The following is a 12396-nucleotide window of genomic DNA, read 5'->3' on the forward strand; positions in this document are numbered from 1 at the left end:
CCTGGGTGTGCTCGGTCAGTTCACCGTCGTCGTGCCGTTCCGCGGGTCGTCGCGGTCGTCGTCGTCACCCGGGGGTGCGATGCACATGCGCTCCGCCACGAGTGCGCAGACCGTCAGGACGACCCCGCCCCCGACGGCGATCACGTTCGGCAGGGTCGAGCCTAGCGAAGGGGTCGACGACCGGGTCAGCAGGTACAGCACCAGCCCGAGCGCGAACCCGCCGAACAGGGTGCCGCAGATGCTCGAGGCCTTCGCGAGCACGACGACACGGGTGGCGTAGAGGGGGTCGACCGGGCGGTCGCGCCCGGCGCCGTCCCGAGCGTGCCGGCGCACCGGGCGTGCCATGAGCACGACGGCGACGCCGATGAACGCGAGCGTGATGCCGAGCGGGATCGAGAACAGCAGCGTCGGCAGCTGACGCGACGCCAGGACGGCGTCGAGCGCGAAGCCCGCGACCGCCGTGACCACGGCGATGCTGATCAGGGTGGAGGCACGGGTGGGTTTCATGCGCTGGTCCTGCTCTCCGTCGGCCGGGATGCGCGGTCCGGCTCCTCGAACAGGCGCGGCTCGTCGACGCGCTCGGTGTCGTCCCCCAGTGCGGCCAGCAGATCGGCCACCGGTCCGGCGCCGGGCAGGACGGCCCCGGGGTCGGCGTCGAGCCAGGGGGCGAGCACGAACGCGCGCTCCGCGGCCCGCGGGTGCGGCACCGTGAGGGTGGCGGTGTCGATCCGCAGGGCGTCGACGGCGATGACGTCGAGGTCGAGGGTTCGGTCGCCCCACCTGACCTCGCGCGTGCGCCCGTGGGCGTCCTCGATGCCGTGCAGGGCGTCGAGGAAGTCCTGCGGCTCGAGCTCGGTGTCGACGACCACGACGGCGTTGCGGTACCGGGGCTTCGACGTGTCGAGACCGTCGACGGTCAGCGCGACGGACTCGACCTCGCGGCTGGCGGCCACCGGCTCGACCCCGGGCAGCGCGGCGATCGCGGCGGCGGCGGCACGGAGGGTGCTCCCCCGGTCGCCGAGGTTCGCACCGAGCGCGACGACGACCCGGCGGGTCATTCTTCTTCCTCGTCCGGCACGGTCGCGCCGCGGGTGCGGCGGATGGTGATCGAGACGTCGGTGAACGGCACGGTGATGGGGGCCTGCGGTTTGTGCACGGTGACCTCCGTCGCCAGGGCGGCACGGTGGGTCAGCACGCCAGCGGCGATGCGCTCGGCCAGTGTCTCGATCAGGTCCACCGGGTCGCGTTCGATCTCGGCGACGACCTGCTCGGCCAGCACGCCGTAGTGCACGGTGGCGTCGAGGTCGTCACTGCCCGAGGCCGCACGGGCGTCGAGCTCCACGGCCACGTCGACGACGAAGTCCTGGCCGTCGGTGCGCTCGTGGTCGAAGACGCCGTGGTGTCCACGCGCACGGACCCCGGTGAGTCGGATGGTGTCGTTCACGATCGAGCTGCCCTCCAGGCGTCCCAGACGTCGAGCACGGCACGGGTCGGTGCCGGGTCGTGCACGCGCACGCCCCACGCGCCGCGTTCGGCGGCGAGCAGGCTGATGGCGGCGGTGGCGAGGTCGCGCTCCTTCGGTGGGGCGCCCTCGGGGCTGCCGATGCCGTCCAGGAACCGTTTGCGGGACGCGGCGACGAGCACGGGCAGGCCGATCGAGGCGAAGCGCTCGTAGCCGGCCAGGATCTGCCAGTTCTGCACGCCGTGCTTGGCGAAGCCGAGGCCCGGGTCGATGACGACCTGCTCCTGCCGGACCCCCAGGACGATGAGTTCGGCGACGCGGAGCTCGACCTCGCGCCGGACCTCTTCGACGGCGTGGACGTACTCGGCGTTGCGGTACATGCGGTCGCTGTGGCCGCGCCAGTGCATCACGACGAACCCGACGCCGGTGGACGCCACCACGCGGGCCATGTCGGGGTCCGCCAGGCCACCGGAGACGTCGTTCACGATCACGGCCCCGAGTTCCACGGCGCGTTCGGCGGTCGCGGCGTTCATGGTGTCGACGCTGACCGGGATGCCGTCGGCCACGAGCTGCTGCACCACCGGCAGCACGCGCTCCTGTTCGACCGGCACCGGGACGCGTTCCGAGCCGGGGCGGGTGGACTCACCACCGACGTCGATGACGTCCGCGCCGGCCGCGACGAGGTCACGGGCGTGCTGGACGGCCGCGTCGTAGGCCTGGTGGAGGCCGCCGTCACTGAACGAGTCCGGCGTCACGTTGAGGATGCCCAGCACGCGGGTGCGGTCCCCGGCTGGGCCACCGCGGCCACGGCGACGGCCGGTCACGACCTCCGGCACCGGCTGGGGGGCGCGGAGGTCGATCGCGACCGTCGGCGGTTCGGCGGCGGCAGCACGAGCACGACTCACCTCGGCGAGTCGACGCTCACGTCGCGTCGGCAGGTCGGTCATCCCGGCCTACGCGGGGGCGATACCCGGGTTGCCGAACGGACGACGTCGGGGCTTCGAGGTCTCGGAGTCCGACGCGTCCGCCGCGGTCGAGGCGGCCTTGCCGGGCACCCCGATCGCGGGCAGGTTGCTCACCGGGCGCTTGTCGCTGGAGAGCCACTGCGGGCGCTCCGGCAGCTTGCGGACGTCCTTGAAGATCTCGACGAGCTCCGGGGCGTCGAGCGTCTCCTTCTCGAGGAGCTCTCCGGCCAGGCGGTCGAGGATGTCGCGGTTGTCGTTGAGCACCTGGTAGGCCTCGTCGTGCGCGGCCTCGAGCAGGGCACGGGTCTCGGCGTCGACCGTCTCGGCGATGTTCTCCGAGTAGTCGCGACCGGTCCCGCCGCTCATGTCACGGCCGACGAACGGCTCGCTCGAGCCGGAGCCGAGCTTGACGGACCCGACGGCCTGGCTCATGCCGTACTCGGTGACCATCTTGCGCGCGGTGCCGGTGGCCTTCTCGATGTCGTTCGAGGCGCCGGTGGTGGGGTCGTGGAACACGATCTCCTCGGCGACGCGACCGCCCATGGCGTAGGCGAGCTGGTCGAGCAGCTCGTTGCGGGTGACCGAGTACTTGTCCTCGAGCGGCAGCACCATCGTGTAGCCGAGGGCCCGGCCGCGCGGCAGGATCGTGATCTTCGTGACCGGGTCGGTGTGCCGCATCGCCGCTGCCGCCAGAGCGTGGCCGCCCTCGTGGTACGCGGTGATCAGGCGCTCCTGGTCGGACATGATCCGGGTGCGGCGCTGGGGGCCGGCCATCACGCGGTCCACGGCCTCGTCGAGGGCGCGGTTGTCGATGAGCTGCGCGTTCGAGCGGGCGGTCAGCAGGGCTGCCTCGTTCAGGACGTTCGCCAGGTCGGCGCCGGTGAAGCCCGGCGTCTTGCGGGCGAGCAGCTCGAGGTCGACGCTCGCGGCGAGCGGCTTGCCCTTCGCGTGCACCTCGAGGATCTGCTTGCGGCCGGCGAGGCCCGGAGCGTCGACGCCGATCTGCCGGTCGAAGCGGCCGGGGCGCAGGAGCGCGGGGTCGAGCACGTCGGGACGGTTCGTCGCGGCGATGAGGATGACGTTCGTCTTGCCGTCGAAGCCGTCCATCTCGACCAGGAGCTGGTTCAGCGTCTGCTCGCGCTCGTCGTTGCCACCACCGATGCCGGCGCCACGGTGGCGACCGACGGCGTCGATCTCGTCGATGAAGACGATGGCCGGCGAGTTCGCCTTGGCCTGCTCGAACAGGTCACGCACACGGCTCGCACCGACACCGACGAACATCTCGACGAAGTCCGAACCGGAGATCGAGTAGAACGGCACACCGGCTTCCCCCGCGACGGCGCGGGCGAGCAGGGTCTTGCCGGTTCCGGGAGGGCCGTAGAGCAGCACGCCCTTCGGGATCTTCGCCCCGACGGCCTGGAACTTCGCGGGCTCCTTGAGGAACTCCTTGATCTCGTGCAGTTCCTCGATCGCCTCGTCGGCACCCGCGACGTCGGAGAACGACACCTGCGGGTTCTCCTTGTTGTTGATCTTCGCCTTCGACTTGCCGAACTGCATGACCTTCGAGCCGCCGCCCTGGGCGCTCGAGAGCAGGAACCAGAACAGGGCACCGATGATCAGGAACGGCAACAGGATGCCGAGCAGTGACAGGAACCAGTTGCCCTGCTGCACGGTGTCGTTGTAGCCCTTGGGCAGGTCGGCGCTGTTGACGGCCTGGATGACCTCTTCGCCGCGGGGCGTGGAGTAGTAGAACTGCTCCACCTTGCCGCCGTCCTTGAGCGTCAGGTCGACACGCTGCTCGGTCGAGTTGACGGTCACGGACGAGACCTTGCCGTCGTCGAGGAGCTCGAGACCCTTCTGGGTGTTGATCTCTTGCGTGCCCGCCTGGGCGATCACGCTCCAGCCGATGAAGATGCCCGCCAGCGCGATCAACACGTAGAGGTACGGGCCGCGGAAGATGCGCTTGAAGTTCATGTGATCCGGGCGCGAATGCCCGACACCTTTCTCTGCCGAAGTTGCGTGCTGATCAGCATACGGCTGCGATTCTGTGGCGAGAATGGGTGTCCTCTGCGGGCGAACTCCACCCGGGGCAAGTACCCCCTGGACGGGCTACGAGTAGACGTGCGGGGCGAGGACGCCCACGCCGCGCAGGTTCCGGTAGCGCTCGTCGTAGTCGAGGCCGTAGCCCACGACGAACGCATCCGGGATGTCGAAGCCGACGTACTTCACGTCCACCTCGACCTTGGCGGCCTCGGGCTTGCGCAGCAGGGCGACGATCTCGACGCTCGCGGCACCGCGCGACTGCAGGTTCTGCTTCAGCCAGGACAGCGTCAGGCCGGAGTCGATGATGTCCTCGACGATCAGCACGTCGCGCCCGTGCAGGTCGGTGTCGAGGTCCTTGAGGATCCGCACCACGCCGGACGACTTCGTGCCGGACCCGTAGGACGACACCGCCATCCAGTCCATGCGCGCCTGCATCTTGAGGTGCCGCGAGAAGTCCGCCATCACCATGACGGCACCCTTCAGCACGCCCACGAGCAGCGGGTCGCGGCCCGCGTAGTCGGCGTCGACCGCCGCCGCGAGCTCGGCGAGCTTCTCGTCGATCTGCTCGGGGGTGAAGAGCACTTCGGACAGGTCTGCCTGGACGTCGGAGAGTTCCACCACGCCAGCCTAACCGGCGCTGAACTCCACACGGTCGCCGGTCCGCGTCGCACGGACGCCCGGAAGGTCGATCGGCCCCTGTCCGCTCCAGTCCGTGACGAGTCGGCAGACCTCGAGCGTCTGCACCCGCGACAGCGTGACGCCGAACTCGCTCTCCACCGCCAGCCGCACGAGCCGCTGCCGCAGTGCGGGCGGGTTTGCCGCGAGCGCCCGCACGGACAGCGAGATGCCGGCCTCGGAGTGCTCGGCGATGTCCTCCGCGATCTCCTCGGCGAAGTGGTCGAGCGCCGCGGAGTCCTCGCGCAGCTGGTCGGCAGTCCGGGCCAGGGACTCGGGCACACCCGCACCGAGCTCCCGCTCGAGCACCGGCATGAGCGTGTTCCGCACCCGCACCCGCGCGTACGCCGGGTCGTCGTTCTGCGGGTCGTGCCACGGCGCGAGCCCCGCGGCGGCGCACGCCTGGCGGGTCGCGTGCCGTCGGACGGCGAGCAGCGGACGGCCGTAGGCCGGACCGTCGTCCCGCCGGGCGAGCGGCAGCATCCCGGACAGGCTGTCCGGCCCGCTGCCGCGCAGCAGGCCGAGCAGCACCGTCTCGGCCTGGTCGTCGAGGGTGTGCCCGAACAGCACCAGGGGCGACCCGGTGGCGGACGCGACCTCGGCGATCGACGCATGGCGGGCCTCCCGGGCGGCGCCCTCCGGGCCACCGTCCGAACCGACCGCGACCCTGCGGACCGTCACCGGGTCGAGTCCCAGCTCGGATGCCTGCCGGGAGGCGCGGCTCGCGACCGCCTCGGAGCCCGCCTGGAGCGCGTGGTCGACGACCACTGCCCCGGCCCGGAGCCCCTGCTTGCCCGCCTCGAACGCGGTGGCCGCGGCGAGCGCGAGCGAGTCCGGTCCGCCGCTCAGCGCGACGAGCACGAGGTCACCGCTCACGACGACGCCGTCGTCGAGCGCGGCGGCGAGCAGGTCGCGGACCGCCAGGCGGGTCGCGGCGACGGCGGGGTCGAGCCGGGGACGCGGAGAGTTCACCCGGTAACGTTAGCCGCGCTTTCGCAACACACGACAGTCCCCGAAGCAGACACAGGAGCGCAACATGGCCGCGTACGACGTCGTCGTCGAGATCCCCAAGGGCAGCCGCAACAAGTACGAGGTGGACCACGAGACCGGTCGCGTCTACCTCGACCGCGTGCTGTTCACCTCGTTCGTCTACCCCACCGACTACGGGTTCTTCGAGAAGACCCTGGCCGACGACGGTGACCCCGTGGACGCCCTGCTGCTGCTCGAGTTCCCGACGTTCCCGGGTGTCGGCGTCAAGGTCCGCCCCGTCGGCGTCTTCAAGATGAGCGACGAGGCCGGCAACGACGAGAAGGTCCTCGTCGTCCCCGCCAAGGACCCGCGCTGGGCGCACATCCAGGACATCTCGGACGTGCCGGAGCAGATGAAGGCCGAGATCGCGCACTTCTTCGAGCGGTACAAGGACCTCGAGCCGAACAAGTGGGTCAAGGCCGAGGGCTGGGGCGACGCCGCCGAGGCCGAGCGCATCGTGCAGGCCGGCCAGGCCGCCTACGTGCCCGGCTCGCACTGAAACGGTCTCGCACCGCGACGGCGCCCGCTCTCCTTCCGGAGGGCGGGCGCCGTTCTGTGTCCTGGTGCCGCTCCCGCTACAGGGAACCGCTCGGGCGTGCGACGTAGGGCAGGAGCTGGCTCGGTGTCCAGACCGCCCGCTCGACCACGCCGACGCCCGGGCGCGCGGCCTCGACCATCATCCCGTTGCCGGTGTAGATCGAGTCGTGGTAACCACCCGAGGCAGTTCCGTTGGACGAGTAGAAGAGGATGTCGCCGGGCTGGCGCTGGGACAGCGGGACGAGGCGGCCGATCGACTTGAAGTAGTCGTACTGCCACACGACGTTGTGCCCACCGGTCGCGATGCCCTGCGAGCTGTAGGCCATCATCACGAGGCCGGAGCAGTCCCAGGTGTTCGGGCCGGCACCGCCGAGGACGTAGGCCTTGCCGAGCTGGCCGCGGGCGTAGGAGATGGCGCCAGCGGCCTTCGACGGGGTGGTCGTCGTGGCCGGGGCGGGGGCTGCAGCGCTCGGCGTCGTGGCCTTCGCCGGGGTGCTCGGCGTCGTGGCCTTCGCCGGCGTGCTCGGCGTCGTGGCCTTCGCCGGCGTGCTCGGCGTCGTGGCCTTCGCCGGGGTGCTCGGCGTCGTGGCCTTCGACGGGCTCGTCGTGTCGGCCCCGCCCGCACCTCCACCGCTGTTGCTCGAGCTGCCGCTGCTCGCTCCGGTGCTGCTGCCACCATGGGCTGCTTCTTCGGCGAGTGCGGTCTCCGCGGCCTTCGCCTGCTGCTCGTTCCAGTAGGCGGTCTCCGTGGCGACGCTCGTGCCCTTGAGGTAGGCGAGCTGGCGGAGGACCTCGTCCTGCTGGTCCTGCTCCTGCTGCACGCGGGCCTGCGCGTCGGCGGAGACGTCGTTCGCCGTCGCGAAGGCGGTCTTCGTCGCCTCGGTCGCCTTGCTCAGGGCCGTCTCGGCGGCGGACTGCTGCGCGGCCAGGGACTCGACGGTCTTCTGGTCGGCACGCGCCTCGGCGAGGACGGTCGCGGATCGCTCGGACAGGTGCGTCATGGTACCGACGCGGTAGAGCAGGTCCTTCGAGTCGGACGAGTCCATGAGCATCGTCGTGGACAGGTCGCCGCCGCCGGTGCGGGAGAGCTCGACCACGAGCCCTGCCACCTGGCCCGCGGAGTCGTCCGCCCGGTCCTTCGCACGCTTCGACTGCGCGGACAGGTCGACGAGGGTGTCCTTCGCCTCCTGCTGCTGCGACGCGGCGAGGGCGTACGCCTGCCCCGCCTGCTGCTCCGCCACGCCGGCCTGGTCGGCGGCGTCCTGCAGCGTGGTGAGTCGCTCGCTCAGCTCGTCGACCGTCTGCTGGGCGTCGGCCGCGTCGGACTTGGCGGCCTTGACGTCGTCCCAGGACGGGGCGGAGGGCGCGGCCTGGGCCGGTCCGGCGATGACGACCGACAGGCCGATGCCGAGGACGGCGATGGTCGCGATCCCGCAGGAGAACGAGCGTGCGGACGTGGTCATGACGTGGTCAGAGCCTTCCGGTAGCGCTGATGCTCATACCGAGATCCCCCGCGCTGCCATGAAGGGGACCGGGTCGACGGCAGCACCGTTGACCCGGGTCTCGAAGTGGAGGTGACATCCGGTCGACCAGCCGGTCGAGCCGATCTTGGCGATCTGCTGACCGGCGGTGACGTGCTGGCCGTTGGTGACCATGATGCCGCCGTCGACGATGTGGCCGTACGCCGTCGAGATGCCGCCGCCGTTGTCGAGGATGACCTCGTTGCCGTAGCCGCCGCCGTTGCCGGCGAAGGTCACCGTGCCGTCGTGCGCGGCGTAGATCGGCGCGTAGCAGGCGGGTGCGAGGTCGACACCGGCGTGCAGCGCGCTGACGTGCGTGTAGGGGTCGACGCGGTAGCCGTAGGGGCTGGTCTGGTAGCCCCCCGAGGGACGGACCCACCCGGAGGCGTTCGCGGTCCCGCCGCCCGTGCCGCCCTCGGTCGTGGCGGCGGCCTTCGCGGCGGCTGCAGCGGCAGCGGCGGCGATGCGCGCCTGCCGGGCCTTCTCGGCGGCGACGCCCTTGCGGTAGTCGGCCTCGACACCCTCCTGCTCGGTGGTGAGGGCCGTCAGCTGCGCCTCGAGCCGGGCCTCGTTGTCGGTCTGGGCGTCGACCGCGGCCTGCGCGGCGTCGGCTGCGCCCTGCGCCTCCTGCATCTTCGACTGGGCGGCGTCGGCGAGCTCGCCGAGCGCGTCCTTGGCGCGGTCGGCCTTGTCGGCCAGGCCCTGGGCGACGCCCCGGTCCTGCGACGCCTGCGAGTAGATGCCGTCGGCCTGCTCGCTGAGCTTCGACATGGCACCGAGCTCGTACAGCAGGTCGTCCGAGTCGGAGGGGTGCGTCAGGATGTCCGTCGTCACGTCGTCGCCGCTGGTCCGTCCGAGCTGGGCGGCCAGCTGACCCGCCTGCGCCTCGGACTGCACGGCGGTCTGCTTCGCATCGTCGGCCTGCGTCTGGAACTTCTTCTGCTTCAGGGTCGCGGCGTCGTACTCGCTCTGCGCTGCCTGGTACGCCTCACCCGCGGCCTGCGCCTGCTTCTGCTTGGCCGACGCCTCGGACTCCAGCGAGGAGATGAGTGACTTGATCTCGCTGACCTTGGCCTGCTGGGCACTGGTCGATGACTTCGCCTGCTCGACCTCGTCCCAACTCGGGTAGCTCGCGGCGCTGGCGGACGACGCCGGAGCGATCGCCGCGAGGGTGCCGACCGTGAGCGCGACGGCGACCGCGACGGCGACGAAGCGGCTGCGGGTGCGGAGGGAAAGGGGAGTGATGGTCGACATGTATCTCGATTTCGTAACAGCGCGGCAAGGCTCACGCACGTAACACTGTTAACAGACGCAACAGTAACAACACGGGTCGCAGGCTCGACAGCCCCTCGGACGAGGGGTGTGGCCGTCGTCGATGCTCGCACCGGGAACCTTCGGGAGCCGTGCGTCAGGCACGCGACACGCCGGGGATGCACGGCTGGCGGGCTCGGATTTGTGAAACCCGGAGGGCATCCGTATGCTTGTCCATCGGTAGCGCGAAGCACTACTTGCGGCCCTATCGTTTAGTGGCCTAGGACACCGCCCTTTCACGGCGGCAGCACGGGTTCGAATCCCGTTGGGGTCACTCCCTGAGTGAGCGAGCAAGTAGAACTGAGCAACACCACAGCAAGACACAACACGCAGTACCCACAACACGCAGTACCCACAACACAACATGGCCCTGTAGCGCAGCTGGTTAGCGTGCCGCCCTGTCACGGCGGAGGTCGCGGGTTCAAGTCCCGTCAGGGTCGCCACGGCTGGATAGCTCAGTTGGTAGAGCGTTCGACTGAAAATCGAAAGGTCCACGGATCGATGCCGTGTCCAGCCACCGGTGAAGGCCCCCTGCTTCGGCAGGGGGCCTTTTCCGTTGCGTGAGCCGTCTGGCGTCGGTCGCCTCCACACGCTGGCTTCGGTGGCTACGCCTCGCGGGTCTTCGGGCTGCTGTCGTTCGTCTTCGCCGGGTCGCGCTCGACCACAGCACCGAGGGCGTCGTCGATCCGGGACAGCAGTTCCGCCGGGATCGTGACGCCGGCGGCACCAGCGTTGTCGTGGACCTGCTCCGGGCGCGAGGCCCCGATGATCGCCGAGGCGACGTTCTCGTTCTGCAGGACCCACGCGACGGCGAGCTGCGCCATCGACAGGTCGAGCTCCTTCGCGATCGGCTCGAGCTCCTGCACCGACGACAGCACCTCGTCACGCATGAACCGCTTGATCATGTCCGCGCCGCCCTTGTCGTCGGTCGCGCGGGACCCCTCAGGCAGCGGCTGACCCGGCTTGTACTTGCCGGTGAGCACGCCCTGGGCGATGGGCGACCAGACGATCTGCGAGATGCCGAGTTCCTTCGAGGTGGGCACCACTTCTTCTTCGATGACCCGCCACAGCGCTGAGTACTGCGGCTGGTTCGAGATGAGCTGGAACCCGAGGTCCTTCGCCAGCGCAGCACCCGCGCGCAGCTGGTCCGCCGTCCACTCGCTGACGCCGACGTACAGGACCTTGCCCTGTCGCACGATGTCGGCAAAGGCCTGCATCGTCTCTTCGAGCGGGGTCTCGTAGTCGAACCGGTGTGCCTGGTACAGGTCGACGTAGTCCGTCTGCAGGCGCTGGAGCGAGCCGTCGATCGACTCGAGGATGTGCTTGCGCGACAGGCCGGTGTCGTTGTGGCCCTTCGGCCCGGTCGGCCCGAATACCTTCGTGGCGATCTCGAGGGACTGGCGTCGCTCCCCCTTGAGCGCCTCGCCGAGGACGGTCTCGGCGCCGGTGTTGGCGTAGACGTCCGCGGTGTCGAACGTCGAGATGCCGACCTCCAACGCGGCCTTGACGCAGGCGATCGCGGCGTCGTTCTCGACCTGGGATGCGTGGGTGAGCCAGTTGCCGTAGGTGATCTCGGAGACCTTGAGGCCCGAGTTGCCGAGGTAGCGGTACTCCATGTGCGTGTCACTCCTGTCGTGGGGCGCGTCGGTGCGACCCGAACCGTGACGGTAGTCCCGTCGCCGCGGCACGTACTCGGCGAGGGGGCAACGACGTGCCCGACCCAGCGCCGGAGGTGCAGGATCACATGGGACGACGGCGCAACGCTGCGCCGCATCGAAGCGAGGGAGCATCCATGACCGGAGCGAGCGTGTTGTTCATCGGCGGGAGCGGCGTCATCAGCGCCGCCTGCGTCCGGGAAGCCGTCGAGCAGGGGTTCGACGTGACCGTGCTCAACCGCGGGACCACCGGGGGCAGGCCGATCCCGGAGGGTGTGACGCGCCTCCAGGCCGACGTGTCGGACCGCAGCGCCCTGGCGGACGCACTCGGCGACCGTCGCTTCGACGTGGTCGTGAACTGGATCGCGTTCACGGCGGAGCAGGTGCAGGCCGACGTCGACTTCTTCGCCGGGCGGACGCGGCAGTACGTGTTCATCAGCTCGGCCTCGGCGTACCAGACGCCGGCGACGCACCTGCCGATCACGGAGTCGACGCCGTTGAAGAACCCGTACTGGCAGTACTCGCGCGACAAGATCGCGTGCGAGGAGCTGCTGATGCAGGCGTACCGGGAGCAGGACTTCCCGGTGACGATCGTTCGGCCGTCGCACACCTACGACGAGACGAAGCTACCGCTGACCGGCGGCTGGACGGCGGTCGCGCGGATGCGTGCCGGCAAGCCGGTCATCATCACCGGGGACGGCACGAGCTTGTGGACCCTGACGCACAGCCGTGACTTCGCGGTCGGGTTCACCGGGTTGCTCGATCGGGCCGAGGCGATCGGCGAGCCGTTCACGATCACGAGCGACGAGGCGCCGACGTGGAACGCCATCGCGCACGAGATCGCGGCGGCGGCCGGGGTCGAGGACCTGCGGATCGTGCACGTGCCGGCGGACGCCATCGCCGCCGCCGATGCCGAGTGGGGCGCGGCGCTGCTCGGCGACAAGGCGAACAGCTCGGTGTTCGACAACAGCAAGGTCCGGTCGCTCGTGCCGTGGTACCGGCCGCGCACGCCCTACCGGCAGGGTGTGCGCGAGGTCATCGCCTGGTACGAGGCACACCCCGAAGAGCAGGTCGTCGACGAGCGCCTCGACGCCCTGATGGACGAGTTGGCGGCGCGCTGGGCGGTGTGACGCATCGGAACCAGGTTCCGGACACAGCACCACGGAAGATCGCGGTGTCGTGTCCGGAACCTGGTTCCG

12 protein-coding genes and 3 tRNA genes are annotated in these 12396 nt (G+C 70.2%); 5 read left to right on the forward strand and 10 right to left on the reverse strand.

The window, feature by feature from the left end; all coding sequences use genetic code 11:
• Window positions 1–15: 15 nt before the first annotated feature.
• The 7 genes from ITJ56_RS12400 to tilS all read right to left on the reverse strand — a co-directional run bounded on the left by ITJ56_RS12400 (window position 16) and on the right by tilS (window position 6117).
• Window positions 16–507, reverse strand: coding sequence for a DUF3180 domain-containing protein (locus tag ITJ56_RS12400; RefSeq protein ID WP_194630924.1), 492 nt, complete (start codon window positions 505–507; stop codon window positions 16–18).
• Window positions 504–1058, reverse strand: coding sequence for a 2-amino-4-hydroxy-6-hydroxymethyldihydropteridine diphosphokinase (gene folK, locus ITJ56_RS12405; protein ID WP_194630925.1), 555 nt, complete (start codon window positions 1056–1058; stop codon window positions 504–506). The genes ITJ56_RS12400 and folK overlap by 4 nt, the downstream gene beginning before the upstream one ends.
• Window positions 1055–1444, reverse strand: coding sequence for a dihydroneopterin aldolase (gene folB / locus ITJ56_RS12410; RefSeq protein WP_194630926.1), 390 nt, complete (start codon window positions 1442–1444; stop codon window positions 1055–1057). Before folB ends, folK begins: the two co-directional genes overlap by 4 nt.
• On the reverse strand, window positions 1441–2409 hold the full coding sequence (gene folP / locus ITJ56_RS12415; protein ID WP_194630927.1) for a dihydropteroate synthase: 969 nt from the start codon (window positions 2407–2409) through the stop codon (window positions 1441–1443). The genes folB and folP overlap by 4 nt, the downstream gene beginning before the upstream one ends.
• 6 nt (window positions 2410–2415) lie before the next feature.
• Window positions 2416–4401: an ATP-dependent zinc metalloprotease FtsH gene (gene ftsH / locus ITJ56_RS12420; protein WP_194630928.1), complete on the reverse strand. Its 1986-nt coding sequence runs from the start codon at window positions 4399–4401 to the stop codon at window positions 2416–2418.
• 135 nt (window positions 4402–4536) lie between these two features.
• A complete protein-coding gene (gene hpt / locus ITJ56_RS12425; protein ID WP_110895024.1) occupies window positions 4537–5088 on the reverse strand; it encodes a hypoxanthine phosphoribosyltransferase in 552 nt (183 codons plus the stop codon).
• Window positions 5089–5097: 9 nt separating this feature from the next.
• Window positions 5098–6117, reverse strand: coding sequence for a tRNA lysidine(34) synthetase TilS (gene tilS / locus ITJ56_RS12430; RefSeq protein WP_194630929.1), 1020 nt, complete (start codon window positions 6115–6117; stop codon window positions 5098–5100).
• A gap of 64 nt (window positions 6118–6181) precedes the next feature.
• On the opposite strand from tilS, the gene ITJ56_RS12435 reads away from it, so the two are divergent.
• The gene (locus ITJ56_RS12435; protein ID WP_194630930.1) at window positions 6182–6673 is read left to right on the forward strand and encodes an inorganic diphosphatase; all 492 of its coding nucleotides are present in this window, start codon (window positions 6182–6184) and stop codon (window positions 6671–6673) included.
• Between the two features lie 76 nt (window positions 6674–6749).
• On the opposite strand, the gene ITJ56_RS12440 is transcribed toward ITJ56_RS12435, so the two are convergent.
• Both ITJ56_RS12440 and ITJ56_RS12445 read right to left on the reverse strand, forming a co-directional pair.
• Complete coding sequence (locus ITJ56_RS12440) at window positions 6750–8174, reverse strand: NlpC/P60 family protein (RefSeq protein ID WP_194630931.1); 1425 nt, start codon at window positions 8172–8174, stop codon at window positions 6750–6752.
• Between the two features lie 33 nt (window positions 8175–8207).
• Window positions 8208–9485 (reverse strand): M23 family metallopeptidase, encoded by a 1278-nt coding sequence (locus ITJ56_RS12445; RefSeq protein ID WP_194630932.1) that lies wholly within the window; start codon window positions 9483–9485, stop codon window positions 8208–8210.
• A gap of 258 nt (window positions 9486–9743) precedes the next feature.
• On the opposite strand from ITJ56_RS12445, the gene ITJ56_RS12450 reads away from it, so the two are divergent.
• From ITJ56_RS12450 to ITJ56_RS12460, 3 genes are all read left to right on the forward strand, one after another.
• Window positions 9744–9816: transfer RNA gene (locus ITJ56_RS12450), tRNA-Glu, on the forward strand.
• Between the two features lie 92 nt (window positions 9817–9908).
• Window positions 9909–9985: transfer RNA gene (locus tag ITJ56_RS12455), tRNA-Asp, on the forward strand.
• A 1-nt stretch (window position 9986) separates the two neighbouring features.
• Window positions 9987–10059: transfer RNA gene (locus ITJ56_RS12460), tRNA-Phe, on the forward strand.
• An 88-nt stretch (window positions 10060–10147) separates the two neighbouring features.
• On the opposite strand, the gene ITJ56_RS12465 is transcribed toward ITJ56_RS12460, so the two are convergent.
• Window positions 10148–11158: an aldo/keto reductase family protein gene (locus tag ITJ56_RS12465; protein ID WP_194630933.1), complete on the reverse strand. Its 1011-nt coding sequence runs from the start codon at window positions 11156–11158 to the stop codon at window positions 10148–10150.
• 176 nt (window positions 11159–11334) lie between these two features.
• On the opposite strand from ITJ56_RS12465, the gene ITJ56_RS12470 reads away from it, so the two are divergent.
• A complete protein-coding gene (locus ITJ56_RS12470; protein ID WP_194630934.1) occupies window positions 11335–12327 on the forward strand; it encodes an NAD-dependent epimerase/dehydratase family protein in 993 nt (330 codons plus the stop codon).
• Window positions 12328–12396 lie beyond the last annotated feature (69 nt).

Source organism: Curtobacterium sp. VKM Ac-1376, assembly GCF_015351025.1.
In the GTDB taxonomy this organism is placed as follows: domain Bacteria; phylum Actinomycetota; class Actinomycetes; order Actinomycetales; family Microbacteriaceae; genus Curtobacterium.